Source organism: Pontibacter sp. T17 (genome assembly GCF_057219875.1).
In genome coordinates this window covers 478,009-500,553 of sequence record NZ_JBXVVW010000001.1, presented here as the reverse complement: position 1 = coordinate 500,553, position 22,545 = coordinate 478,009, and the positions used below count along the sequence as shown (strand labels likewise).

Genomic DNA, 22,545 nt, shown 5'->3' with positions numbered 1-22,545 from the left:
AATTAGACGTTTTAATCTTCGCCCCTACTCCACTTTTCTCTGGTTGTTGCGGCGGTTGGGGTCGAGGCGGGCGTAGGTGGGGTCGAGGTGCAGGGTGTGGGGCCGGTTTGGCACGTCGAGCTGGAGGTTCAGGGCGCCCTGTTGCAGGCGGTACCGACCCTGATGCAGCAACCTGCCGTCGGTGGTGTGCAGTGCCACGTCCACGCTGTCGTCGGCCAGCGGGATGGGCGCGGCCTCTGCGCTGGGCCAAGTCTGAGCCGAGATGCGTGCCTGCACCCGATAGCGGCCACTGGAGAGGGCTTCCACCTGGGTGGTGTCAATGCGGTAGTCGGTGACAGAGCGCCCCGAGAGCCAGTCGGTGTAGCGGGCGCTGTCGGCGGCGGTGCAGGCGCGGGCCAGGAGGAGGTCGCGGAAGTCGAGCATGGTGGCCTTGCCATCCGGGCCGCCGTAGCGGTGCAGCAACTGCCGCAGCAGGCTATCGGTTTCGGCGTAGCCCAAGGCCTGCGCAATGCCGTTCATTACAATGGCACCTTTTCCGTAGTAGAGGTAGGCGTCGTTGGTGGCGGCAAGCAGGGGCACTTCGTCTTCGCCCTCGCCCGCGCGGCCCAGGAAATAGCGGTCTTCATCGAAGGCAAGCATGGGGCCCAATGCAGACGGGCCGTAGACCTGGTGCAGATACCGCTGCTCGGCGTACTTGGCCAGCGACTCTACCAGCGTGGTAGCGCCTACTACATCGGCGGGGTCCAGACGGTGGCCCCACCACTGGTGGGCAATCTCGTGGGCTACACGCCTGCCAATGAGGTCAACCTGACCTGTTTCGGCGGCAGCGGTGAAGCCACGGTTCTCAGTAAAGAAAATGGTGCCAGTGGTTGCATAGGCGGCGAACCCGGCCCAACTGGGCACCTCGGCGATGGTAAGCTGGCTGTGCGGGTAGCGGCCCCACTGCTGGGAAAAGAGGTGGAGCGACTGCGCGGCGGCGGTCATCATACGGGCGATGCTGGCCTGGTGGGCGGGGTGGTAGTAGATACTAACCTCGACGCCGCCCACACGCTGCTGGCGCACTGCGTAGCGGGCAGCAGCCACGCTCAACTGAGGGGTGACACGGCCGTTGCTGCGGAAGCGGCTGAGGGTATAGCCCTCGGTGCCATACCTGCGTGCGAGCAGGCCGGTGGCTGCGACGTGGTGATCGGCCGGGGCAATGACATCGAGCTGGAAAGTGCGCCAGGGCCGCAGATGAGGAGCCGCTGCCAAAGCGGTGCGCTGGGCGGAGTCGGCAGGAAGCGCGGCACGTTCGGTACGGGGCTGGGTGAGGCCATACCGTTGGCGGAGATCGGGACGGGAGAGCTCGAAGCCGGGGCGGTAGCCGAGAGTAGGCACCAGCACGTCGTCGGAGAGATAGGTGCCGTTGGCCGTGACATCGGCGGCGGGATTCAGCTGAATGCCCCCGCGGTTGAGCACGAACGTCCACGTGAGGGTACGGAAGGCGCCGGGGGCCCACAGACTGTCGGGTACAAAGAGCCAGACACCGAGCCGACCATCGTGGTGTACAAGGCGCCCACCCACCAGGTTGATGGCAGCGGAATCAACGCCCTGCGGCAGGGTAACAAGCAGGGTGTCGAGGGCGTGGGGCGTGCTGTTTCGCAACAGCAGGCTGCCATTGGTTTCGGCCCTGCGCTGGGTGGGCTCCAGGCGCAACACCAGCTGAAGGTGTGTGCCTGTGGGCAATGGGCGGGTGTGAAACCGGCGGTAGGACAGCTCGTAGTCGGCGCGCCACTGAATGGTGGCAGAAGTGCTGCGCCAGGTGTGGCGCATGGTGGTTTGCCAGTAAAGCCCGCCCCCCACCAGCAGGAAGCCTGCCAGCGCGGAAACCGCCAGCCTGCGGCCTTCGGCGCCCAGCTGGCGGGGGATGCTGCGCACACGCTGGCTGAAAGCGGCCTGTGGACCCCGTGGCCAGAGTGCCCAGCCCAGTGCGGCCAGCGCCACAGCCAGCAGTGTCCAGTAAAGCATGAAGGCTGCAAAGGTGAGTGGCACCGGGCCGAAACCGTCCATCTCGGAGTAGCCGCCAACAGGGCCTTTGGCGAAGCTCCAGAGCGGATGTTCGAGCCCGAGGCTGGATGCCTGCATGGACAGCAGGGCTGTGACCAGTCCGGCAAAGAGCCCCAGCCAGCGGTTGGGCAGCAGGAGTTGCAGCACCAGCGCGGCCACGGCAAAGAGCACCAGCGGATACACCCCAAACCAGAGCAGCGAAAGGTAGGCGAGGAGATCGAGACGGGTGTAGCCCAGGGCCAGCTGCACACCAATGCCGGTGAGAATTCCGGTGAGGGCAAGCAGCAGTGGCAGGGCGGCGAGCGCAGCCAGCTTGGCCAGATAGCGCCAGACATCGGGTGCGGGTGTAGCGTCCAGCAGAGGGGCCATGCCGGAGAGGCGTTCGCGCCAGCAGATTTCCGCCGCGTAATACACAATGACGACCGTTCCGAACAGGCTCAAAGGCACCTGGATGGCATCGAGCATGCGGGCGGTAGTAGGCAGCTGAGGGGTGCCGTACTCGCCGGTCAGCTGGCCGACACACTCCATTGCTACCACAAACGTCCAAAGAAGAAGCAGGGCAGCGAGAATCCAGCCGCCGAGCTGGCGGAGTTCCTGCTTCAGCAGGGTACGGAACAGTATACCTGTGGCGCTGGCAGTGCCCGGGCGCACGGGTACGTAGGCCCGCTGGGGGGCGGGGTCGGCTTTGGCGACAGCTGCCTTGGGCGCGCGGGCGGGCTTTTCGCTGAAGGCAAAGCGATGATATACAAAGCCCAGCAGAGCTGCCGTAGCGGCCAGCCAGCCGAGGCGGTTCCACAGCAAATGGCCTGTCAGCTGTGGCAGCTGGGTGTTGCGGAGGGCTGGCGGCCAATAGCGGGTCTGCTCGAAGAAAGCCGAGAGGCCCAGGGGGTCGAGGAGGGCGGCGCGGGCCAGTGCTTCGGGGGTGGCAGGCGCGGCACCGGCCATCAGGGGAGAATCGATGAGCATGGCGGCCACCCAGTAGAGCGCATACAGGGCCACAGCCGCCACGTAACACAGCAGGGCACTGCGGCCCAATACCGCGACCGCGAACAGCACCGCCCCGATAAACAGGAGGTTGGGCAGGACAATGACCCCCAGTGCCCAGAGATAGAGCTGCGGATGCAAGGGCCCCAGGCGGTCGGGCGGCAGGCTTACCCCGAAGGGGGCCAGCATGAGCACCAGCAGGGCCAGCACCATGACGGTGGCAGCCGCCAGTGTCATGCCGCCAAAGCGTGAAAGGAAGTAGCGGAACCTGCCGATCGGCGTGGCGAAGACGATGCCGGCCATGCGGTGCTCGAAGTCGCGGAGGACGGCCCCGGCGGTGAACACCATGACCACAAACACACTAAGGAGCGACAGCATGGCACTGTCGTACACGACGGTATAGGGCGAGTTGACGAAGACAGAGCGGGGGCCGAAACCCGTGGCAATGAGGACAAACGCCACAAACACCATGAGGGCTGCCGCTGCCCAGAACGTGAGCTTGCGGACGTGAAAACGCCACTCGAACCGGAGGAGTTGAGCGATCATGCCTGTGGGATGGCTGTGGTGGCAGGCTGGGTGAGGGCGAGGAAATAGGCATCCTCGAGGTCGGGCTCGGCGGGGGAGAAGCCCTCCGGAGCCGCTGCGGCAAGAATGCGCAGACGGGTGTGGCCTGCGTGCAGGCGGGCGGAAAGGACGTGATGGCGCTGGCGAAGGGCCGGGACGTCGGCCTTGGCAACGTCGGCGGAAAAGACACGGCCGCGGAGTTCGTTCACCAGGGCATCGGGTGCGCCGGCGCGCAACACCCGCCCCTGCGCCAGTATGGCCATTTGGGGGCACAGCTGCCGCACGTCTTCAACGATGTGGGTGGAAAGAATGACGACCACCTGCTCGCCAATTTCGCTGAGGAGATTGTGGAAGCGGTTACGCTCTTCGGGATCAAGGCCGGCGGTGGGCTCGTCAACGATGACGAGACGGGGGTCGCCGAGGAGAGCCTGTGCGATGCCGAAACGCTGGCGCATGCCGCCCGAAAAGCCGCTGACAGCGCGGTTGCGATGCTCCCAGAGGTTCGTCTGCACGAGGAGAGCCTCCACCTGTGCTGTACGCGCGCGGACGTCGGTGAGCCCCTTGAGGACCCCGAGGTAATGGAGCAGATCGGCGGCGGAGGCGCCGGGATACACGCCAAAGTCCTGCGGGAGGTAGCCGAGGCGGGCGCGATGTGCGGTGAGGTCGGCAGCGATGGGCTGGCCGTCGAAGGAGAGAGTACCGCTGTCGGGGTCCTGAAGGCCGGCCAGCGTACGCATGAGGGTAGATTTACCCGCACCATTGGGGCCCAGGAGCCCGAAGAGCCCGCGCGGTATGGTAAGCGATACGCCGTCGAGGGCGCGAACGCCATTGGCGTAGGTCTTGGTGAGGAGGTCGAGGTGGAGCATGCACCAGTGTGAGTGGAGTGGACAGAACTGTAAGAAACAGTTCAAGCCAATGACCACTTTTCGCTAGCGGGGTTGCATGCGCCGGTGCCAGCTCAGGAGCGTCACCTTCCCTTTGGCACGGGTAAGTCGGGCAGGTCGGTGGCGAGGAGTTTGGCGAGCTCGCGGAGGGAGGCCTGGGCCTCGGCGTGGTTGCGGATGGGCCTGTCGAGCGGCGGAGCGGCTACGTGCGCGGCGGCAGCCTGTGTGGAGCTTACTAAAGGAGCAGATGGCTTGGGCGACTGCACAGCGGGCGGGCCAGCGGGCGCAGGTTGCGCCTGAGATGTGGGGCGTTGCGCAGGCTGTGAGCTGACGGTGCTGCTGGGGGCGGCTGAAACGGTAGTCGGGCGGGCAGCAGGCAGGCTTGACTGCTTCTGCTGGTGCTGGTGCTGTTCTGCGCGGCGCTGCTCGGCTTCTACCTGCGCAGAGAGCCGGGCACAGAGGGCGGCCTGTGCGCGGTAGAGCGCCGCGACACGCGAAATCTGCTGCGCGGCGGCAGGCAGGGGTTTGCCCGACATGGTGTGAATCTCAATCATCTCGAACAGCCGGTGGTAGAGGTCGTTGAGGCGGTTGAGCATGACCAGTGCGTTGTCGAGCAGGGCGGGCAGCGTTTCGTTCATGCCCGCAAGGTGCAGGACAGCCCGCGGAGGGACGCCAGAAGGTGGCCCCCTTCTGTGTGTAGGGGGTGCGACTTCGGGGAGGTTTCAGCCGGCGATGCGGGCGGCTTCCCAGGCCAGCAGGGCCTGCTTGCGGGGAACACCCCAGCGATAGCCCCCCAGCCCACCCTGTTGCTGGATGACGCGGTGGCAGGGAATGAGCCAGCCGATGTGGTTGGAGCCGATGGCTGTGCCCACCGCCCGTTCGGCACCCGGTTTGCCAATGGCCTTTGCTACCGTGCCATAGGATACGCATGCGCCTTCGGGGATGTGAAGGAGCGCCTCCCAGACTTTGATCTGGAAATTGGTGCCCTTGAGGACGAGATGGAGGCGCTGGTTGGAAGACTGGGCGGCAAACAGCTGGGCAGCATACACGGCCGTGGCCTCGGGTGCGGGCGCCAGCAGTGCGCCGTCCCAATGGCGGGCGAGGTCGGCGAGGGCTGTCTCGCGCTGGGTGTCGGGCTGAAAGGAGAGCCAGCAGATGCCGCGGTCGGTGATGGCGAGCAGGCATTCGCCGAAGGGCGTGGCGTGGAAGCCGTAGCGGAGGGTGAGGCCAGCGGCGCGGGCGCGGTATTCGCCGGGCGTCATGGCCTCGAAGGTGAGAAAGAGCTCGTGCAGACGGCTGGTGCTGGAGAGGCCCACGGCCTCGGTGGTGTGGAGAAGGTCGCCGGTGGAGCGGAGCACCTCGCGGGCATATTCCTTGGTGAGGAAGCGCAGAAACCGCTGCGGCGAAGTGCCCGCCCACTGGGTGAACATGCGGCTGAAGTGGGCCGGACTGAGGTGTACCTGGCTGGCGATGTCCTCTACCGAGGGCTGCCGGGCCACGTTGGCGGCTATGTACTGGATGGCCTGCTCGATGCGGGCATAGTCCAGTTCGGGTTGGGAGGAGGTGAGTGGGAGCGACACAGTACAAACATCCGGGCTGGGGGGCGGAGAGTCAATCCGGATTCTGCGGTGATGCATCTGCGACAACATCAGGCCAATGTCGGGCGGAAAGACAGGATTCCTGAAAATCCCATAGGAACTTCTCTTTCATGAAAAAAAGCCATGACCGTATGGGAGCATAAGGCTTATCGGCAGGAATATCCACTGCTATAAGCAATTCATGAGGCGAAATCCCTTCAAACCAGATACCCAACCCAGCCAGCTCATGCGTGCACCGGTCATATTCTTCTGATGTAGGTACAAGAATGTGTATTGTAGAGTTGCCTGAGGGTGTAACTACTGCCTGAAAATCCCACATCCAACCTACATCATGGGTGCAGCGAACGATATCGTCAGAAGCTACATGACGTGTATAGAATGGCGTATTCTTCAACTGAAAGAGATCTTCTCCCACCCTTAATGCCCAAAGTGTTTCAACCTTACCCTGAAAAAGGCCTTCTTCTGTCTCATAGAAACGGACTTTGTGTTCGGGTTCGGCGTCTGAATTCGGTAGCGAGTAGGGAAGTGTCATTATTCAGATAGAATGCGTCCGAAATTAGCCAGGGAGTCGGACACCCAGTGCTGGCGGGTGTCGATGGCGGCATCGGGTGTGAGAAGCCAGACGGTAAGCTCGGCGGCGGGGTCGGGCGTGTGTGCCTCGGTGAGGGCCCGCCAGTAGGGAAGGAGGCGCTGCGAGACTTCCCTGCGCGAGAGCCGGGCGATGGACTGAACCTCGGCCTTCTGGCCCCGCTTCTCCTCCAGGCCGAAGTACATGACCCAGTCAGGATAGTAATAGAGGAAATGCGTGGCGACAGTGTTGGATGCGTCGTCGAAGCGGAAGGAAAGCACCTCCACGTATTCGGGTGTACTTTGCGCCAGGTGTTCTTCCACCACCGGAAACACACTGGACGACAGAGTCTTTGTGTCGGCTCCTGCTTTCTGCCAGTGCTTTTTCAACTGTGCGTGGTACCACGTCACTGGCTGCTGCTGCACCTGCGCAGAAAGTGCCAGCGGGAAGAGAAGCAACAGGAGCAGGAAGCGCATGGGGGGTCAGGAGAGGTTTTCTTTCAGGCGCATTTCCTTTTTGATGCGGCTGAGATATTCGGGGGTGATGCCGAGATAGCTGGCGATGTTCTTCTGCGAGAGGCGGGGCTCCAGCGCGGCATAACGCGCATGGAAAAGCCGGTAGCGCTCTTCGGCAGGGAGGCTGAGGTTCTGAAGCACGCGCTGCTGGAAGGCGATGTAGGCGTTCTGGGCCATGATGCGGAAGTAGCGCTCCATGGGCGGCACGGTGTCGAAGAGGTAATAGAGGCTCTGGCGGCTGCACTCGAGGAGGTCGCAGTCTTCGAGGGCCTCGAGGGTGAGGATGGAGGGGTGCTGCTGGTCGAACGAGCGCTTGTCGCCAATCCACCAGTCTTCCATGGCCAGCTGGAGAATGTGCTCGTTGCCCTCGCGGTCTATGTGAAACAGGCGCAGGCTGCCGCTGCGCACAAACCACGTGTGGCCCACCTGCATGCCGGGGTAAATGAGCACCTGCCCCTTGCGCACGCGGCGCTGCTGCACATGCTGCTGCAACTGACCCACCTCGGTGGGGGACAGCTGCACATGCTGCTGGATGGAATGCAGGAGCGGGGCCAGCGTCTCGAGAGAAGTCATGTACCGGATGGGGGGGGGGCTTGAACCAGTTCAAGCAAAGATGGTGAACTGGTTCATTGGGTGGGGGTAGCAGGCGGCGGAGTTTTGCAGCACACAAAAACACACTCACCCATGACTTCTCTTTTCATTCAAACCGACAAACACTGGAGCGGCCTTTTCCTGCGCCTGACACTGGGCCTCATGCTGTTTGCGCACGGGGCGCAGCTGATGCTGGGCTGGTTTGGCGGCAACGGCTTTGTGGCCACGATGGACTACTTCACGAAACAGGCGGGCCTGCCATGGCTGGTGGCCTTCGCCGTGATACAGGTGCAGTTTCTTGGCAGCCTGCTGATGCTGGCGGGCTTTCTGACGCGGCCGGTGGCAGTGGCTGTCTTCGGCATGTTCGTGGGCATGATACTGATGGTGCACCTGCCGCACGGGTTTTTCATGAACTGGTATGGTACGAAGGCGTCGGAGGGCTATGAGTTTCACCTGCTGGTGTTGGGCATGGCGGCCTCGCTGCTGACCACCGGCGGCGGCACGGCCTCGGTAGACCGCTACCTGACCGCCCGCAAGCTGGCCTGACCCACTCGCTCCTCCTTCACTCCACACTCACCTCACGCCCCTGCCTCACTCCCAGGGGCTTCTTTGTTATGCGCGCACTACTGACAATCCTGCTGCTGGCGGCAGGGATGGGCAAGGCCTTTGCCCAAACGATACCCGCGGAGATAATGGCCGCCCCGAACCTGTACCGGTGGCAGCACTACTTCGGCAAACCGCTGCGCGAGGGCTCGCGGTGGGGCTATTTTCACACAACGAGCCTGCTGGTGTATGCCGACAAAAGCCGCGGCGACGAGCTGATGAGCCAGGCATACGCGACGTATCAGCTGGGCAGCAAATTCAAACTGGCAGCGGGCACGTGGTTTGTGAACGGGCCAGGCCTGCGGCCGGCGCTGGCGCTGCACTTTGTACACCGCACCGAGCGCTTGACGCTGAGTCTGGTGCCGCGGGTAGACCTGTACCGCAACGCCGCCACCGAGCTGTTTGGCGTGGTGGAATACCGCCCCCGTCTGACCGAGCGCCTGCGCCTGTACACCCGCGTGCAGAGCCTGAACAGCTACGGCCCCTGGGGCCATCTGCGCAGCTACCAGAACTACCGCCTGGGCCTGATGATGGGCAACACACAGTTTGGCGTGGCCTACAACGTGGAATTCTATGGCCGGAGCCGCGACCGCCTGGACTTCGTGGGGTTGTTTGTGCAGCAGCTGCTGAAATGACAGACCTGCGCAAAAGTGGCGCAAAAGCTGGCAACCGTCATGGAATGCGGGGCCGGGTGGTGCTAGCTTTCGGTGTACAACCAACTGACTGGCATTATGTTGCGCTACCTGCTGACGGCACTCATCGCACTGCACGGCCTGATACACCTGCTGGGCGTGGTGAAATTTCTGGGGCTGGGCAGTGTGCCCCAGCTGACGGGCCGCACGCTGTGGCCGCTGACTGAAACCGGCCTACGGTTGAGCGGCTGGGGCTGGGCAACGGCCTGTGCCCTGCTGCTGCTGACGGCCCTGCTGCACGCCGCACGCGCCCCCCTGTGGTGGGCAGCAGCCCTGATGGCCGCCGTGGCGAGTCAGGTGCTGGTGATCCTGCACTGGCCCGACGCCAAAGCCGGTACGGTGGCCAACGTGCTGATAACGCTGGCGGCGGTGGTGGCAGTAGGCTTCTGGCAGCTGGGGCGCGATGCCGACGCCCTGCGCCAACGCCTGAACGCAGCCGATGGCCAGGCTACCGTTTCCCTGCAACCGCTGGACACCCTGCCCCCCGTGGTGCGGCGCTGGCTGGTGCACAGCAGCGCCAGTCAGGCTACGATTGCGCCCTTCACGATACGCCAGCGGGGGCGTATGCAGCTGAAGCCGCAGGGCAGTTGGGTAGCCTTCACCGCCGAACAGACATTCTGGTACCGCACGCCGGGCTTTGTGTGGACCACCGAACTGGCGATGTATGGCCTGCCCGTGCAGGGGCTGGACCGGCTGGCGCAGGGCCACGGCGGCATGACCATACGCGCACTGGGCTGGCTGACACTGGCCGACGCCCACGGCCCCGAAATAGACGAAGCCACCCTACAACGCTGGCTGGCCGAACTGGCGTGGCGGCCCAGCATGGCCCTGCTGGGCAGTGTGCACTGGCAGCAAACCAGCGACACCAGTGCCCGCGCCACGCTGGTAGCGGGCGACCTGACCGTAGCGGGTGATTTCCACTTTACCCCTGCGGGCGACTTTCTGCGCTACGAGACCGACCGCTGGGGCACGTTTGACGGGCGGCAGGAGCGGCGGCGCTGGGTGATAACCGCCACCGACTGGGGCACCGTAGGCGGCCAGCGGATAGCGACCCACTGCGCCGTGACGTGGCAGCTGCCGACCGGCCCGTGGACCTGGCTGGAAGTGGGGGTGGAGTGAGGGGGGGTGGGCTCGCTCTATACGTCATTTCGAGGCCAGAGGCCGAAGAAATCTATAGGGGAGCACGTATTGCCTGTCGCGGGGAACAGATCTCTTCGTCCCGCTCACACGGGACTCGAGATGACGTGGTGAGGCGGGGTTACGTCATTTCGAAGGTTGCCACAGGCTTCCTGAGAAATCTACTTTTGGGCTGCTGAAAGCAGTCCGGTACCCACTGCAGGGAAGGCGGCGCTGCCGCCTATAAGTAGATTTCTCGCTGCGCTCGAAATGACGTGGTGGGGAATTCCGCTCAGATGGTTCTGCTTTCCAAGAAACTGTTAGTAAGAATAAAACTAGCTACTTAACTTAGAGCAATAATTAAACAATATGGACGCAAAGACACATCTTAGGTTAAGACTAGAGAAATTATTTGACTTACAATCTGGGTATGTTTCTGGATTCTCTAATAGTACATTCAATGATTTTTTTTACTCCCATGGAATTAAAATAGATGATGGAAAATACAAAGAAAATGGTGATTCAAAGGCAAAAAGATTAAGAACTTTTATAAGAATTGAAGACGAAAATCTGGTATTCTCTGTCATTAGAGATTTGTTGGAGCATTGTCTGATTTCAGGTTGGATACCACATGAAAAGAAAGCTACTTTCGATGAAACCGTTAATTTCATCGCTAATCAAAAAACTTTCGATATAAAGACAAGTCATATTACAGAGATGGTTAGTGTAGGCAGGGATAAAGACTGGAAAACAATAGCAGCAGAAATAAAGAACTCAATATCAAGAAAAGCGTTCAATTCAGCAATTGACCGTATGCATACTTTTATGACAAAATATATAAGGCAATATTGCGATGAGATTGGATTAGATCATAACAAAGAGGAATCATTGGATTCACTATTTGGCAAATTGAGAAAAAGGCTTATTTCTGATGAATTATTATTATCAGATAGTGCCGCCGATATACTGCTAAAAACAAATATCAGTGTATTAAGAAAATTCAACGATGTCAGAAATAATGAAAGTATGGCCCATGACAATCATCTTCTAAAAGAAGAAGAATCTGAATATCTTCTTACGAACATCAGTAGTCTCCTTAAATATCTTGATGAAAAAAGGAAGACCTACAGAGAACTGCGTAACCCCCGTTAAGAATCCCTAACCACTTCAGGGTGAAGGGGAGAAGGCGTTACTTAGCGGCATGATTGACCTGAAGTTCAACTATCCGGTGACGGCGGGCACGGCCGCGGTGGTGCGCGAGCGCCTGCGCGACCTGCTGGCCACCGATGCCGCCGCACTGGAGCAGTATCTCGTCATAGAGCAGAGCGCCGACACCCGCCAGTGGATTGCCGATGCCTGGAAGCGGGGCAGCCACACCGTAGCGCCCGAGCAGGTGTTTGTGGCCGCCACGGGTCATAACGCGCTCACGGCGCTGTTCACCGCCCTTCTGAAGCCCGGCGACGCCATCGCCGTAGACCCCATTACCTACAGCGGTACCGTGGGGCTGGCCGCCCATATGGGCTACAAACTGGTGCCCGTGCCCGGCGACGCCGACGGCATGCTGCCCGATGCACTGGCCCGTTTGGCCGGCGAAGTGAAAGCGGTGTATCTGATGCCGAACGTGCACAATCCGCTGAGCGTGACCATGCCGCTGGCCCGCCGCGAAGCATTGGTAACCGTAGCCCGCGCCCACGACCTGTGGCTGATGGATGACGACGCCTACGGCTTTCTGGAAGCCGCTCCCCTGCCCTCGCTGGCGCACCTGGCACCGGAACGGGCTTTCTACCTACAGAGCATGACCAAGCCGCTGGCGCCTGCCGTGAAAGTGGCGGTGCTGCTGGCGCCGCCCCAGCTGGCCGACAAAGTACACGCCGGGGTGCGGTTCAGCGGTCATGGGCCATCACGGGTGTATCTGCACCTGCTGCGGGCGCTGGTGGCGGATGGCACGTATCAGCAGCTGCTGGAAAAGAAACAGGCCGAAGCGCGGGTGCGGCAGCAGATAGCGAAAGAAGCGCTGGGTGGGCTGTTCCCGCCCACGACACACCCGCACAGCTTTCACCTGTGGCTGCCCCTGCCCACAGGCCGTGCCGCTGACGTGCTGAAAGCCATTGCCGACGCTGGCGTAGGGGTAATACCGCACCAGCCGTTTGCAGCCAGCGCCGACGTGGCACCGGGCATGCGCGTGGCGCTGGGCGGCGAGAACGACCCCGCAAGGCTGCGGCTGGCACTGGACATCATCGCCAACACGCTGCGGGCATGAGCAGCCGCATTGCGCAGGTGACGTATCTGGTAGCCGACTACGACACGGCACGCGACTGGTTTGTGCGGTGTCTGGGCTTCCGGGTGGTGGAAGACAGCGACATGGGCGGCGGCAAACGCTGGGTGGTGGTGCAGCCTGCTGGCGGGGGCGTGGCGCTGCTGCTGGGCAAAGCCGCCACAGCCGAGCAGCAGGCGCAGATAGGGAAACAGGGCGGCGGGCGCGTGTGGCTGTTTCTGGAAACGGACGACTTTGCGCGCGACCATGCGGCCCTGCTGGCGGCGGGTGTGCACTTCAACGAAGCGCCGCGGCATGAGCCTTATGGCACCGTAGCGGTGTTCCGCGACCTCTACGGCAACCTCTGGGACCTGATAGAACCGAAGCGGGGGTAGCCTCGCTGTAAGCAGGCAGGGTCAGGCGGGGGAATTGGGGCCGCCGGGGAAGAAGTACTTGAGGACGAGGATGAACAGCCCAAGCACGGAAGCGGTGGTGGTGGTGACGAGCGTGATGAGGACGGTGTCGGAGAGCTTGCCGAAAGAGAACATGTTCGCGATAACCAGCGCAATCATGATGAACAGCCAGGCGGTGATGAGCATGAAAATGCGGTTGGCGTAGCGGATGCGCGTCTCGTTGTTGGTCTTGAAGTTCTTGAGCTCTTCCTTCTTGAACTCGAGGAGGTGTTGGCGCAACTGGCCGTTGTACTCTTCCTCGCCGAGCTGATAGGCCAGGGCTTCCTGCACGGGCGTGGATTCGGTGCCGGGGGTGGTGGCCGAAGGGAGTGCCGTGGCCGGGGGATCCTGCATGCCATCGGGCAGCTTGCGAAGGTCGGGCTGCATCAGGCTTTGACGTTACGGGCGAGGAGCGACTCGAAATACTGCTGGAGCAGTTCCTGTGGAATGCTGACGCCCTTGGGGGGCTTACCCTGATACTGCTGGGCGACGCGGTCCCAGGGCGAGTCCTTGAGGTGGGTCCAGGCGGAGAGGGTGAGGGCGTCTTTCACGCCGTACTTTTCCCAGACGGAATCGAGGAAGGTGCGGGTAGCGTCGTCGAGCGCCGGGGCATCGTCCTTGGTGGTATCGGGGAGGAAGATGGGTCGGGCGCCGTATTTCTTGAAACGGTGGTAGGTACGGGGATAAACGGGGCCATAGGGCCATGCCTCCAGCGTGTCGGTGATGAGGCGCGACTTGTTGCCCGACAGCACCATATGCCAGCCATCTGCGAAGTAGAGCAGCTTCTGCAGCTTCATGTGGGTGACAGGGTCGTTTTCCTGCACGCCCTTCTCGATGAAGTAGTTGGCGATGACTATGGGGTCGTACATACAGGAGACAAGATAGGAGGAACTACCCAGAGAACGGATGTAGGAAGCGGCTATTGTGGGGGTTCGACCCAGCGGCCGTCGGCGCGGATGAGCTCGATGAGCTCCTGCACGGCGTGTTCGGCGGGGACTTTGCCCTTGATCTGCTCCTGACCGCGCCAGAGCGAGATGATGCCGGGGCCAGCGCCCACGTAGCCGTAGTCGGCGTCGGCCATTTCGCCGGGGCCGTTGACGATGCAGCCCATGATGCCGATTTTGACGCCCTTGAGGTGCTCGGTGCGGGCGCGGATCATGGCGGTGGTGTCCTGGAGGTCGAAGAGGGTGCGGCCGCAGGAGGGACAGGAGATGTACTCGGTTTTGGTGGTGCGGAGGCGGGCTGCCTGCAACAGGCCGAAAGCCGTGCTGTTGAGCAGGGCGGGGCCAAACTGCTGGGGGTCGGCGGCGGTGAGCCACACGCCATCCACGCGGCCGTCTACGAGGAGCATGCCCATTTCGCTGGCGGCATGGAGCTGGAAGCGGTGCTCGGGGGTTTCCTCGGGGATGTCGGTAGCGGGGCTGATGACGCTGTGCAGCACCACGGGGATGTTGGCGGCGAGTTCCTGCAACTGGAAGATGCGCTGGCGCCACGTGTGCATGGGATATGGCCCCTCGGAGGGCAGCACCAGCACCACGGGGCTGCTGGCCAGCTGGGTGCCGAGGTCGGCGGTGAGGGCCTCGGCGGCGGAGAGCCGGACGAAGTTGAGTTCGGGGCTGGTGGTGGCGGCAGTGAGCCACTCGGCAGGCGAAGCGAAGAGCGGGTAGCAGGTGCTGCGCTGGTCGGCGGGGAGGGCCAGCCAGAGGGCGGCATCGTAGACGGCGCGGGTGCCTGAGGGCAGCATGAAGGGCACTTCGCGGCCACCGGCGTAAACGTAGTCGGTGCCGGTTTCGAGCATGGACCACTTGTCGCTCTCGGGCCAGTAGACGTGGCCTACCTGACGCATGTCCCACTCGTCTACGACCTTATGCGAGAGGTCGGAGATGACGCGGGGCAGTTCGGCCGAGCCGAAGTTGCGGACAGTGTGGGTGTCGCGGCGGTGGAAGACGAAGGGGTTGCCGATGTACTGGGGCTGGGTGTAGCCTGCCACGGGTGTAGCGGGCTGGCCGGCAGGGCGCACAAACTGGTTGACGATATAGCGGCCCACAGGCATCTCGGCCTCGGGGGGCTCGGTGAGGGAAACGCGGACGGTATCGCCGATGCCGTCGGCCAGCAGGGTGCCGATGCCCATCGCACTTTTGATGCGGCCATCCTGACCGTCGCCAGCTTCGGTAACGCCGACGTGCAGGGGGTAAACAAACTTTGTTTCGCCAGCCAGCATACGCGCTGCCAACAACCGGTACGCCTGCACCATGACGAGGGCGTTGGACGCCTTCATGGAAATGACGAGGTCGTAGTAGCCGAGGGCCTCACAGATGCGGACGAACTCGAGGGCGGACTCGACCATGCCTTCGGGGGAGTCGCCGTAGCGCGACATGATGCGGTCGGAGAGCGAGCCGTGGTTGGTGCCGATGCGCATGACGGTACCATGCTCCTGGCAGATTTTCACGAGGGGCGAGAAGCGCTGGGCAATACGCTCGAGCTCGGCCTGATACTGGGCGTCGGTATACTCGATGACCTTGAACTGCTTCTTGTCGGCGTAGTTGCCGGGGTTTACGCGGACCTTCTCGACGATGCGGGCGGCGATTTCGGCGGCGTTGGGCGTAAAGTGGATGTCGGCGACGAGTGGCACGTTGCAGCCCTGGCGGCGCAGCTCGGCCTTGATGTTGGCGAGGTTCTCGGCTTCCTTCTTACTGGGGGCGGTGATACGAATGTATTCGCAGCCCGCCTGTGCCATGCGCAAAGCCTCGGCGACGGTAGCCTCTGTGTTGAGGGTGTCGGCGGTGGTCATGCTCTGGATGCGGATGGGATGGTGCCCACCGAGGGGGGTACTGCCGATGTTGACCTCGCGGGTGAGGAGGCGGCTGTAGCCGGTGAGGCTATTGCAGTACTGGCGCAGGGCGTTGACGCGGGCCGCCAGGGCATCGACAGAAGAGGTGTTCGACATAGGGCAAACAGGAAACAGGCGGCAGAGGAACAGCCGCAGGCGTAGTGAGATAACGCGCAGAGGCAAAAATAGTTTGCGCAGCGGCGTTTGCGGCAGCAGAAAACAAAAAGCCCAGCCAGAGGGCCGCTACTACAAATCACAAACTGAGCTATCCAGTGGGCGGGGGGTATTCCTGCGTGGCTCCGTGCCTTACCTTTACCACGCCATGAAAGCAATCATCCCGGTAGCGGGGGCAGGCACGATGTTGCGCCCCCACACGCATACCCAGCCCAAGGCGCTGATTCCGGTAGCAGGAAAGCCCATTCTGGGGCACATTGTGGAGGCACTGCACACAGCAGGTGTGGAGGAAATGATCTTCGTGATTGGCTATTTGGGGGACAAGATCCGGCAGTATGTGACGGAGACCTTTGAGGGGCGGTTCCCTTTCCGGTTTGTGGTGCAGGAGCCACGGCGTGGGCTGGCCCATGCGCTATGGCTGTGTCAGGAACACTTTGCTGGCGTAGACGCACCGGTGGTGATAGCCCTGGGCGACACAATTGTGGATGTGAACCTACAGGAAGTGCTGGGCACCACCGACAGCGTGGTGTGTGTGCAGGAGGTAGACACGCCGGGCAACTTCGGCATCGTAGTGCTGGACGACAAGGGCGACATACGGTCGATGGTGGAGAAGCCGCGGATACCGAAGTCGAATCTGGCGGCGGTGGGCCTGTACAAGATTGTAGAAACTCGGCAGCTGTTTGAGGCGCTGGACGCCGTGGTGCGGCCCAACCTGAACGGCACCCACGAACTGCACCTGACCGATGCGCTCCAGAAGCTGGTAGAAAGTGGGGTGCGCATACGGCCGTATCGCGTGAAGTCGTGGTTTGACTGCGGCGAGAAAGGCTCGCTGCTGGACACCAACCGAGTGCTGCTGAACCGCAATGGCAACCAGGTGGGCACCCCTGGCAAGAACTGCGTGATACTGCCGCCAGTGTACATACCCGAAAGCTGCGTGCTGGAAAACAGCATCATAGGGCCGTATGTGGCACTGGGCGAAAACGCGCAGGTGAAGGGCTCGGTGGTGCAGAACAGCATACTGGGCGCCTACAGCCACCTGGTAGACATGACGCTGCGCGACAGCATCGTGGGCAACGACACCACGCTGAAAGGGCGGTGGCAGAGCATCAACATTGGCGACAACACGGAAATAGACTTCAACCTGTAAGCCAACCTAACCATGGCAAACAACCCGATAGTAGCATTTTTCAAAACTGTAATAGGCACAGAAGAGGCCCGTACTCCCTCGCCGATGGGGCGGTGGCTGGCAGGGGTGTTGCGCGAAGTAGAAGCCGGCGAACTGACGGTAGACTACACCGTGCGGGAGGAAATGACCAACCCAGCGGGGACGCTGCACGGCGGTGCTGTGGCAGCCATCATGGACGACATCATCGGGGCGGCGGTGTACTCGCTGTGCCTGCCGACGCTGTATGTGTCGGTGAACCTGACGGTGGACTTTCTGGGGCCAGCGCGGGTGGGCGACGTGATTCGCGCGAAGACGAAGATTGTGCGGGCGGGCAAAACCATCGTGAATGCCGAGGGCTGGCTGACGCACGCCGACGGCCGCCTGATAGCGCGTGCCACCACCAACCTGCTGAGTACGGGCCAGCCGAATCCGTTCGGTGGCGAGCAGGTGTAAGGGGAGAGATAGTTCCTACCTTTGTACTGACGCGCCCCGGTTCTTCCCCCAGACTTAGTGCTGGAACAGGACCGGGGCTTTCCGTTTGTATCGGTGTCAGTTTTCAGCGGTTCTTCATGCGCTGGTGGCGTGTCCAGAACCAGTAGGTGGTGAGGCCCAGAATGAAGGGAGCCAGAACGTAGATGGAGTTGCCGCCGGTGGCACGGTATACAAAGATGCCGACGACAAGTACCAGGACGCCGATGTAGAGACCTATGGGTTGCATGTGAGCAAGAAGCATCTGACAGGGCAATGGACAGACGGCGTTAACGAAAGTTGGGACGGCGGCGTGAAGATGTGTTAAGAGGTTGGAGATATCGGAAATAGACGAAAGCAACCCTACCCGCCGTTAGGAGGGCAGCACAGCGGCGGCGTTGTGCGAAGCGGTCACTGAAGTACCTTTGCGCCCGTGAGCGACCCCATCAAGCATGAGTGCGGCCTGGCGATTGTTCGCCTGCTGCGCCCCCTCTCCTGGTATCAGGAAACCTATGGAAGCGCCCTCTGGGGCCTCGAAAAGCTCTACCTCCTGATGGGGAAACAGCACAACCGCGGCCAGGACGGCGCGGGGCTGGCGGTGGTGAAGCTGAACCAGCCGCCGGGCTTTCCGTATGTGGCCCGTGAACGGGTGGTGGAACCCGCCCCGCCGTGGCAGAGCCTGTTCCGGAAGCTGTACCTGGAACTGGACCAACTGCTGCACAAACACCCCGGCCTGCTGAAAGACCCCGAGCTGCTGCAGGAACTGTTCCCCTATGCAGGTGAAGTGTTGATGGGCCATCTGCGCTACGCTACCCACGGCGCCACGCAGAGCATCGAGAACTGCCACCCGGTGATGCGGTCGAACAACTGGAAGAGCCGAACGCTGGTGATGGCGGGCAACTTCAACCTGACGAACGTACAGGACCTGATCCAGAAACTGGTGGACCTGGGGCAGCATCCCCGTCAACAAAGCGACACCGTGACCGTGCTGGAACGCGTGGGCCACTTTCTGGACCGCGAGAACCAGCGCCTGTTTGATGCCTTCAAGGCGGAAGGCCACGACAACAAGACGATATCGGAGCTGATAGCGCGCGAGCTGGACATACCGGCCATCATCGCACGCAGTGCCCGCAACTGGGACGGCGGCTATGCCATGGGTGGCCTCATTGGCCACGGCGACTTCTTCGTAGCGCGCGATCCCCGGGGCATACGCCCGGCCTTCTACCTACAGGGGGCCGACTACGTGGCCGCTGCCAGCGAGCGCCCCGCACTGGCCACCGCCTTCAACGTGCCGATAGAGCAGGTGCAGGAAGTGCCGCCCGGCCATGTGCTGTACGTAAAGCGCGACGGCACGCTGGGCCTGAAGCCCTTCACTGACCCGCAGGAAAAGCAGCCGGAACGTCTGTCGTGCTCGTTTGAGCGGATCTACTTCTCGCGGGGCTCGGACGTGGACATCTACCGCGAGCGCATCAATCTGGGCCGGATGGTAACGCCGCAGGTGCTGGACACCATAGGCCACGACCTGGACAACACGGTGTTCTCGTACATCCCGAACACGGCGCAGGCTGCCTACTGGGGCATGCTGAAAGAGCTGGAAGATGTGCTGAACCGCCGCAAAGCCCAGCAGATACTGGACCTGAAACAGCCCACCGCCGAAGAACTGGAGAAGATTCTGAGCGTGCGCGTGCGGGTGGAGCAGGTGATACACAAAGACACGAACCTGCGGACGTTTATCACGGGCGACAACAACCGCGACGACATGGCGGCCCACGTGTACGACATCACCTACGGCACCATTCGGCCGGGGAAAGACACACTGGTGTGCATAGACGACTCGATTGTGCGGGGCACAACGCTGAAGCAGAGCATTCTGCGGATACTGTCGCGCCTGAAGCCGAAGTGCATTGTCATCGTGAGCTCGGCGCCGCAGATCCGTTACCCGGACTGCTATGGCATCGACATGAGTCAGATAGGGCGCTTCATTGCCTTTCAGGCGGCGGTGGACCTGCTGCGCCTGCGCGGCATGGAGCACGTGATCAACGACACGTACCAGCGCATTCTGCAGCTACAGGCCGAAGGCAAGCTGGAAAGCGAAAACTGCGTGAAGGCCATTTACGCGCCATTCACCGAGCACGAGATCAGCACGCACATAGCCGAAATGCTGCACAGCCCCGGCCTTGGCTGCGAGGTGAAGATCGTATTCCAGCCGTTGAGCAACCTGCCGAAAGCGATACCGGGCCACCTGGGCGACTGGTATTTCTCGGGCAACTTCCCGACCCCCGGCGGCAACCGCGTGACCAATCAGGCGTTCCTGAACTACATGGAAGGCCGAGACGGCCGGGCCTACTGACCCTGCTGTCTAACGAAGCTGCGATGGGGGTGGAAATTTTTCCATCCCCTTTCCGTTTGTGTAGGAGGCATTGGCCGGAAGAGTAGGCACGTGCCTGCTGCTGGAGGCCGGGGAGTGCCGTACCTTTGCAGACTATGGAGCAGAATTTTGGAGCCGTGGAGCAACCGTCGCAACCGAGTGCAGAAGATCTGCTGGTGGGGCTGAACCCTGCCCAGCGGGGTGCAGTGGAGACGACCGAAGGGCCGGTGCTGATTATCGCGGGTGCAGGTTCGGGCAAGACGCGGGTACTGACATACCGGCTGGCGTACATTCTGCGGCAGCGCAAAGCCGACCCCTTCCAGATCCTGGCTCTGACGTTCACCAACAAAGCGGCGCGGGAAATGAAGGAGCGTATCGGGCACCTGATAGGGCCGGATGCGCGGGCGCTGCAAATGGGTACATTCCACAGCATTTTCTCGCGCATACTGCGGGCCGAAGCGCAACAGCTGGGCTACACCTCGGCCTTCACCATCTACGACGACGAGGACCAGCAGAGCCTGGTGCGCACCATTCTGAAAGAACTGAAGCTGGACGAGAAGCACTACAAGCCGCGTAACGTCCAGAACCGGATTTCGCACGCGAAGAACTACCTCATCAGCGCGCAGCAGTATCTGGACAAATACGTGGCCGACGACTGGAGCGAAGTAACAGCGAAGATCTACGCCATTTACCAGCAACGCCTGCTCCAGAGCAACGCGATGGACTTTGACGACCTGCTGTACAACATGGTGCAGCTGTTTGAGAAGTACCCGGCGGCGCTGCACAAGTACCAGCACCGGTTCAAGTACATCATGGTGGACGAGTATCAGGACACCAACCACGCGCAGTATGTGATAACGCGCAAGCTGGCGGCGGTGCACGAGAACATCTGCGTGGTGGGCGACGACGCGCAGAGCATCTACAGCTTCCGCGGGGCCGACATCACGAACATCCTGTCGTTCCAGAAAGACTATCCGGACGCCAAGATCTACAAGCTGGAAGAGAACTACCGCAGCACCGGGGTGATTGTGTCGGCGGCGAACGAGATTATTGCGAACAACAAGAACCAGCTGCCCAAGACGGTATTCACGAACAACGAAGAGGGCGAACTGATACGGGTGCTACAGGGGGGAACGGAGCAGGAAGAAGCCGCCCGGGTAGTGGACGTCATCCGTGAGCAGCGGATGATGAACCAGCTGCGCAACAAGGACTTTGCCGTACTGTATCGCACCAACGCCCAGAGCCGCGCAATAGAAGACGGCCTGCGGCGGGCAGGCATCGTGTACAAGGTGTTCGGGGGCCTGAGCTTCTACAAGCGCAAGGAAATCAAGGACGTGGTGGCGTACCTTCGTCTGGCGATCAATCCGCACGACGAAGAGGCGCTGAAGCGGGTCATCAACTACCCGATCCGAGGTATTGGCGACGTGACGGTGGCGAAGCTGGTGGCTGCGAGCCAGGAGCACAAGGTGTCGATGTGGGAGGCGCTGCAACAGGCGGAGGCGCTGGGGCTGGGCCGGTCGGCGAAGCTGCTTGAAGAGTTTGCGGTGCTGATCAAGACTTTTCAGGCGATGGCCGAGCGCGACACCGCCCACGAGGTGGTGGCATATGTGGCCAAGCACAGCGGCATTCTGAAAGAACTGCACCAGGACAACAGCACCGAGGGCCTGAGCCGGTGGGAGAACGTGCAGGAACTGATTAACGCGGCACGGGAATATTCAGACCTGCCGGAGCTGGCTGACAAGCGCCTGCACGGGTTTCTGGCCGAGGTGGCGCTGTTTACCGACGCCGACCAGAAGATAGAGAACGACGACTTCGTGACGCTGATGACGATACACTCGGCCAAGGGTCTGGAGTTCAAGAGTGTATTTGTGGTGGGCCTGGAAGAGAACCTGTTTCCGGGCACCATGGCTGCCCAGAGCCGGCAGGACCTGGAGGAAGAAAGGCGCCTGTTCTACGTAGCCGTGACGCGCGCACAGAAGTACCTGACGCTGACGCACGCGCGCAGCCGCTTCAAATATGGCAGCATCGCGTATAACGAGCCGAGCCGTTTTCTGGCCGAGGTGAACGAGCGGTATCTAAAGCTGTCGCCGACACAGGCAAAAGAGGCGCTGCGTGGCACGCCCCTACCCAACCGCCACCCTGCCAGCCCGTACAACATAGACCGGATGAAGCCGCTGGGCAACGGTGGGAGCAGTGCAGGCAGCAGCCCCAGCCGTGCAGCGCAGGTGCCGCCGAGTCTGGGTGCCAGTGGATCGGTGGAGTTTGCTGGCGACGACCTGAGCAATCTTCAGGAAGGCCAGCAGGTAGAGCACGCGAAGTTTGGTGTGGGCACTGTGATGCGATTGGAGCAGCCGGGCGGCGACGCGCGGGCGGTGATCAACTTCAAGGTTGGCGGCAACAAGACGCTGATTCTGAAGTACGCCAAGCTGAAGATTCTCAGTTGAGGGAAGGGACGCCAGGGCAAACAAAAAGCCGTGCGCGGGAACCCGGCACGGCTTGAACATTGCTAAAAACCAAACAGCAATTCTGTTCGTTGGCCAGCGAAGGCCGAGACAAAGATAGCGGCGGAAACCGCGGGTAGTATTCGAGGTCGGCTGAGGGTCAGGAAATTACCGCAGGTGGGTGGTGGTTGAACCATCTGGTTGGAACAAAGGCTGCGGAAAGTGCGTAGAA

21 protein-coding genes are annotated in these 22,545 nt (G+C 61.7%); 10 read left to right on the top strand and 11 right to left on the bottom strand.

The window, feature by feature from the left end:
• Window positions 1-24: 24 nt before the first annotated feature.
• From AC2D8O_RS02330 to AC2D8O_RS02300, 7 genes are all read right to left on the bottom strand, one after another.
• The gene (locus AC2D8O_RS02330; protein ID WP_484677171.1) at window positions 25-3,576 is read right to left on the bottom strand and encodes a hypothetical protein; all 3,552 of its coding nucleotides are present in this window, start codon (window positions 3,574-3,576) and stop codon (window positions 25-27) included.
• Complete coding sequence (locus tag AC2D8O_RS02325; protein WP_484677170.1) at window positions 3,573-4,460, bottom strand: ABC transporter ATP-binding protein; 888 nt, start codon at window positions 4,458-4,460, stop codon at window positions 3,573-3,575. Before AC2D8O_RS02325 ends, AC2D8O_RS02330 begins: the two co-directional genes overlap by 4 nt.
• A gap of 101 nt (window positions 4,461-4,561) precedes the next feature.
• The gene (locus AC2D8O_RS02320; protein ID WP_484677169.1) at window positions 4,562-5,116 is read right to left on the bottom strand and encodes a hypothetical protein; all 555 of its coding nucleotides are present in this window, start codon (window positions 5,114-5,116) and stop codon (window positions 4,562-4,564) included.
• A gap of 84 nt (window positions 5,117-5,200) precedes the next feature.
• Complete coding sequence (locus tag AC2D8O_RS02315) at window positions 5,201-6,058, bottom strand: methylated-DNA--[protein]-cysteine S-methyltransferase (RefSeq protein ID WP_484677168.1); 858 nt, start codon at window positions 6,056-6,058, stop codon at window positions 5,201-5,203.
• Between the two features lie 31 nt (window positions 6,059-6,089).
• Window positions 6,090-6,608, bottom strand: a complete 519-nt coding sequence (locus AC2D8O_RS02310; protein WP_484677167.1) for a DUF4265 domain-containing protein — start codon at window positions 6,606-6,608, stop codon at window positions 6,090-6,092.
• Window positions 6,608-7,120: a hypothetical protein gene (locus AC2D8O_RS02305; protein ID WP_484677166.1), complete on the bottom strand. Its 513-nt coding sequence runs from the start codon at window positions 7,118-7,120 to the stop codon at window positions 6,608-6,610. Before AC2D8O_RS02305 ends, AC2D8O_RS02310 begins: the two co-directional genes overlap by 1 nt.
• A 6-nt stretch (window positions 7,121-7,126) precedes the next feature.
• Window positions 7,127-7,732: a Crp/Fnr family transcriptional regulator gene (locus AC2D8O_RS02300; RefSeq protein ID WP_484677165.1), complete on the bottom strand. Its 606-nt coding sequence runs from the start codon at window positions 7,730-7,732 to the stop codon at window positions 7,127-7,129.
• 111 nt (window positions 7,733-7,843) lie between these two features.
• On the opposite strand from AC2D8O_RS02300, the gene AC2D8O_RS02295 reads away from it, so the two are divergent.
• The 6 genes from AC2D8O_RS02295 (at window position 7,844) to AC2D8O_RS02270 (ending at window position 12,810) form a co-directional block, all read left to right on the top strand.
• Window positions 7,844-8,296, top strand: a complete 453-nt coding sequence (locus tag AC2D8O_RS02295) for a DoxX family protein (protein WP_484677164.1) — start codon at window positions 7,844-7,846, stop codon at window positions 8,294-8,296.
• A 68-nt stretch (window positions 8,297-8,364) separates the two neighbouring features.
• Complete coding sequence (locus AC2D8O_RS02290) at window positions 8,365-8,988, top strand: hypothetical protein (protein ID WP_484677163.1); 624 nt, start codon at window positions 8,365-8,367, stop codon at window positions 8,986-8,988.
• Window positions 8,989-9,084: 96 nt separating this feature from the next.
• Window positions 9,085-10,164 carry a DUF6544 family protein gene (locus tag AC2D8O_RS02285; protein WP_484677162.1) on the top strand — a complete coding sequence of 360 codons (1,080 nt, stop codon included), beginning with the start codon at window positions 9,085-9,087 and terminating at the stop codon, window positions 10,162-10,164.
• 366 nt (window positions 10,165-10,530) lie between these two features.
• On the top strand, window positions 10,531-11,313 hold the full coding sequence (locus AC2D8O_RS02280) for a hypothetical protein (protein ID WP_484677161.1): 783 nt from the start codon (window positions 10,531-10,533) through the stop codon (window positions 11,311-11,313).
• Between the two features lie 49 nt (window positions 11,314-11,362).
• On the top strand, window positions 11,363-12,421 hold the full coding sequence (locus AC2D8O_RS02275; protein ID WP_484677160.1) for an aminotransferase-like domain-containing protein: 1,059 nt from the start codon (window positions 11,363-11,365) through the stop codon (window positions 12,419-12,421).
• A complete protein-coding gene (locus AC2D8O_RS02270; protein ID WP_484677159.1) occupies window positions 12,418-12,810 on the top strand; it encodes a VOC family protein in 393 nt (130 codons plus the stop codon). Before AC2D8O_RS02275 ends, AC2D8O_RS02270 begins: the two co-directional genes overlap by 4 nt.
• Window positions 12,811-12,831: 21 nt before the next feature.
• On the opposite strand, the gene AC2D8O_RS02265 is transcribed toward AC2D8O_RS02270, so the two are convergent.
• The 3 genes from AC2D8O_RS02265 to ispG are packed head-to-tail and all read right to left on the bottom strand — an operon-like array spanning window position 12,832 to window position 15,814.
• On the bottom strand, window positions 12,832-13,254 hold the full coding sequence (locus tag AC2D8O_RS02265) for a hypothetical protein (RefSeq protein ID WP_484677158.1): 423 nt from the start codon (window positions 13,252-13,254) through the stop codon (window positions 12,832-12,834).
• Window positions 13,254-13,736 (bottom strand): Panacea domain-containing protein, encoded by a 483-nt coding sequence (locus tag AC2D8O_RS02260; protein WP_484677157.1) that lies wholly within the window; start codon window positions 13,734-13,736, stop codon window positions 13,254-13,256. Before AC2D8O_RS02260 ends, AC2D8O_RS02265 begins: the two co-directional genes overlap by 1 nt.
• Window positions 13,737-13,786: 50 nt before the next feature.
• A complete protein-coding gene (ispG, locus tag AC2D8O_RS02255) occupies window positions 13,787-15,814 on the bottom strand; it encodes a (E)-4-hydroxy-3-methylbut-2-enyl-diphosphate synthase (protein ID WP_484677156.1) in 2,028 nt (675 codons plus the stop codon).
• A 205-nt stretch (window positions 15,815-16,019) separates the two neighbouring features.
• On the opposite strand from ispG, the gene AC2D8O_RS02250 reads away from it, so the two are divergent.
• Window positions 16,020-17,018, top strand: a complete 999-nt coding sequence (locus tag AC2D8O_RS02250) for a sugar phosphate nucleotidyltransferase (protein ID WP_484677155.1) — start codon at window positions 16,020-16,022, stop codon at window positions 17,016-17,018.
• 12 nt (window positions 17,019-17,030) lie between these two features.
• Window positions 17,031-17,489, top strand: coding sequence for a PaaI family thioesterase (locus AC2D8O_RS02245; protein ID WP_484677154.1), 459 nt, complete (start codon window positions 17,031-17,033; stop codon window positions 17,487-17,489).
• 103 nt (window positions 17,490-17,592) lie between these two features.
• On the opposite strand, the gene AC2D8O_RS02240 is transcribed toward AC2D8O_RS02245, so the two are convergent.
• Window positions 17,593-17,754 carry a hypothetical protein gene (locus AC2D8O_RS02240; protein WP_484677153.1) on the bottom strand — a complete coding sequence of 54 codons (162 nt, stop codon included), beginning with the start codon at window positions 17,752-17,754 and terminating at the stop codon, window positions 17,593-17,595.
• 183 nt (window positions 17,755-17,937) lie between these two features.
• Here AC2D8O_RS02240 and AC2D8O_RS02235 point away from each other — a divergent pair, with 183 nt between their 5' ends.
• Both AC2D8O_RS02235 and AC2D8O_RS02230 read left to right on the top strand, forming a co-directional pair.
• Entirely contained in the window at window positions 17,938-19,854 is a 1,917-nt protein-coding gene (locus tag AC2D8O_RS02235; protein ID WP_484677152.1) for an amidophosphoribosyltransferase, read from the top strand.
• A 134-nt stretch (window positions 19,855-19,988) separates the two neighbouring features.
• On the top strand, window positions 19,989-22,316 hold the full coding sequence (locus AC2D8O_RS02230) for an ATP-dependent helicase (protein WP_484677151.1): 2,328 nt from the start codon (window positions 19,989-19,991) through the stop codon (window positions 22,314-22,316).
• The last annotated feature ends 229 nt before the right edge of the window (window positions 22,317-22,545 follow it).

Coding starts and splice junctions, on each gene's coding strand:
- AC2D8O_RS02295 (WP_484677164.1), top strand. CDS start 7,844: ATGACTTCTCTTTTCATTCAAACCGACAAACACTGGAGCGGCCTTTTC.
- AC2D8O_RS02285 (WP_484677162.1), top strand. CDS start 9,085: ATGTTGCGCTACCTGCTGACGGCACTCATCGCACTGCACGGCCTGATA.
- AC2D8O_RS02260 (WP_484677157.1), bottom strand. CDS start 13,736: ATGTACGACCCCATAGTCATCGCCAACTACTTCATCGAGAAGGGCGTG.
- AC2D8O_RS02245 (WP_484677154.1), top strand. CDS start 17,031: ATGGCAAACAACCCGATAGTAGCATTTTTCAAAACTGTAATAGGCACA.
- AC2D8O_RS02320 (WP_484677169.1), bottom strand. CDS start 5,116: ATGAACGAAACGCTGCCCGCCCTGCTCGACAACGCACTGGTCATGCTC.
- AC2D8O_RS02250 (WP_484677155.1), top strand. CDS start 16,020: ATGAAAGCAATCATCCCGGTAGCGGGGGCAGGCACGATGTTGCGCCCC.
- AC2D8O_RS02305 (WP_484677166.1), bottom strand. CDS start 7,120: ATGCGCTTCCTGCTCCTGTTGCTTCTCTTCCCGCTGGCACTTTCTGCG.
- AC2D8O_RS02310 (WP_484677167.1), bottom strand. CDS start 6,608: ATGACACTTCCCTACTCGCTACCGAATTCAGACGCCGAACCCGAACAC.
- ispG (WP_484677156.1), bottom strand. CDS start 15,814: ATGTCGAACACCTCTTCTGTCGATGCCCTGGCGGCCCGCGTCAACGCC.
- AC2D8O_RS02290 (WP_484677163.1), top strand. CDS start 8,365: ATGCGCGCACTACTGACAATCCTGCTGCTGGCGGCAGGGATGGGCAAG.
- AC2D8O_RS02270 (WP_484677159.1), top strand. CDS start 12,418: ATGAGCAGCCGCATTGCGCAGGTGACGTATCTGGTAGCCGACTACGAC.
- AC2D8O_RS02230 (WP_484677151.1), top strand. CDS start 19,989: ATGGAGCAGAATTTTGGAGCCGTGGAGCAACCGTCGCAACCGAGTGCA.
- AC2D8O_RS02330 (WP_484677171.1), bottom strand. CDS start 3,576: ATGATCGCTCAACTCCTCCGGTTCGAGTGGCGTTTTCACGTCCGCAAG.
- AC2D8O_RS02325 (WP_484677170.1), bottom strand. CDS start 4,460: ATGCTCCACCTCGACCTCCTCACCAAGACCTACGCCAATGGCGTTCGC.
- AC2D8O_RS02300 (WP_484677165.1), bottom strand. CDS start 7,732: ATGACTTCTCTCGAGACGCTGGCCCCGCTCCTGCATTCCATCCAGCAG.
- AC2D8O_RS02275 (WP_484677160.1), top strand. CDS start 11,363: ATGATTGACCTGAAGTTCAACTATCCGGTGACGGCGGGCACGGCCGCG.
- AC2D8O_RS02240 (WP_484677153.1), bottom strand. CDS start 17,754: ATGCAACCCATAGGTCTCTACATCGGCGTCCTGGTACTTGTCGTCGGC.
- AC2D8O_RS02265 (WP_484677158.1), bottom strand. CDS start 13,254: ATGCAGCCCGACCTTCGCAAGCTGCCCGATGGCATGCAGGATCCCCCG.
- AC2D8O_RS02280 (WP_484677161.1), top strand. CDS start 10,531: ATGGACGCAAAGACACATCTTAGGTTAAGACTAGAGAAATTATTTGAC.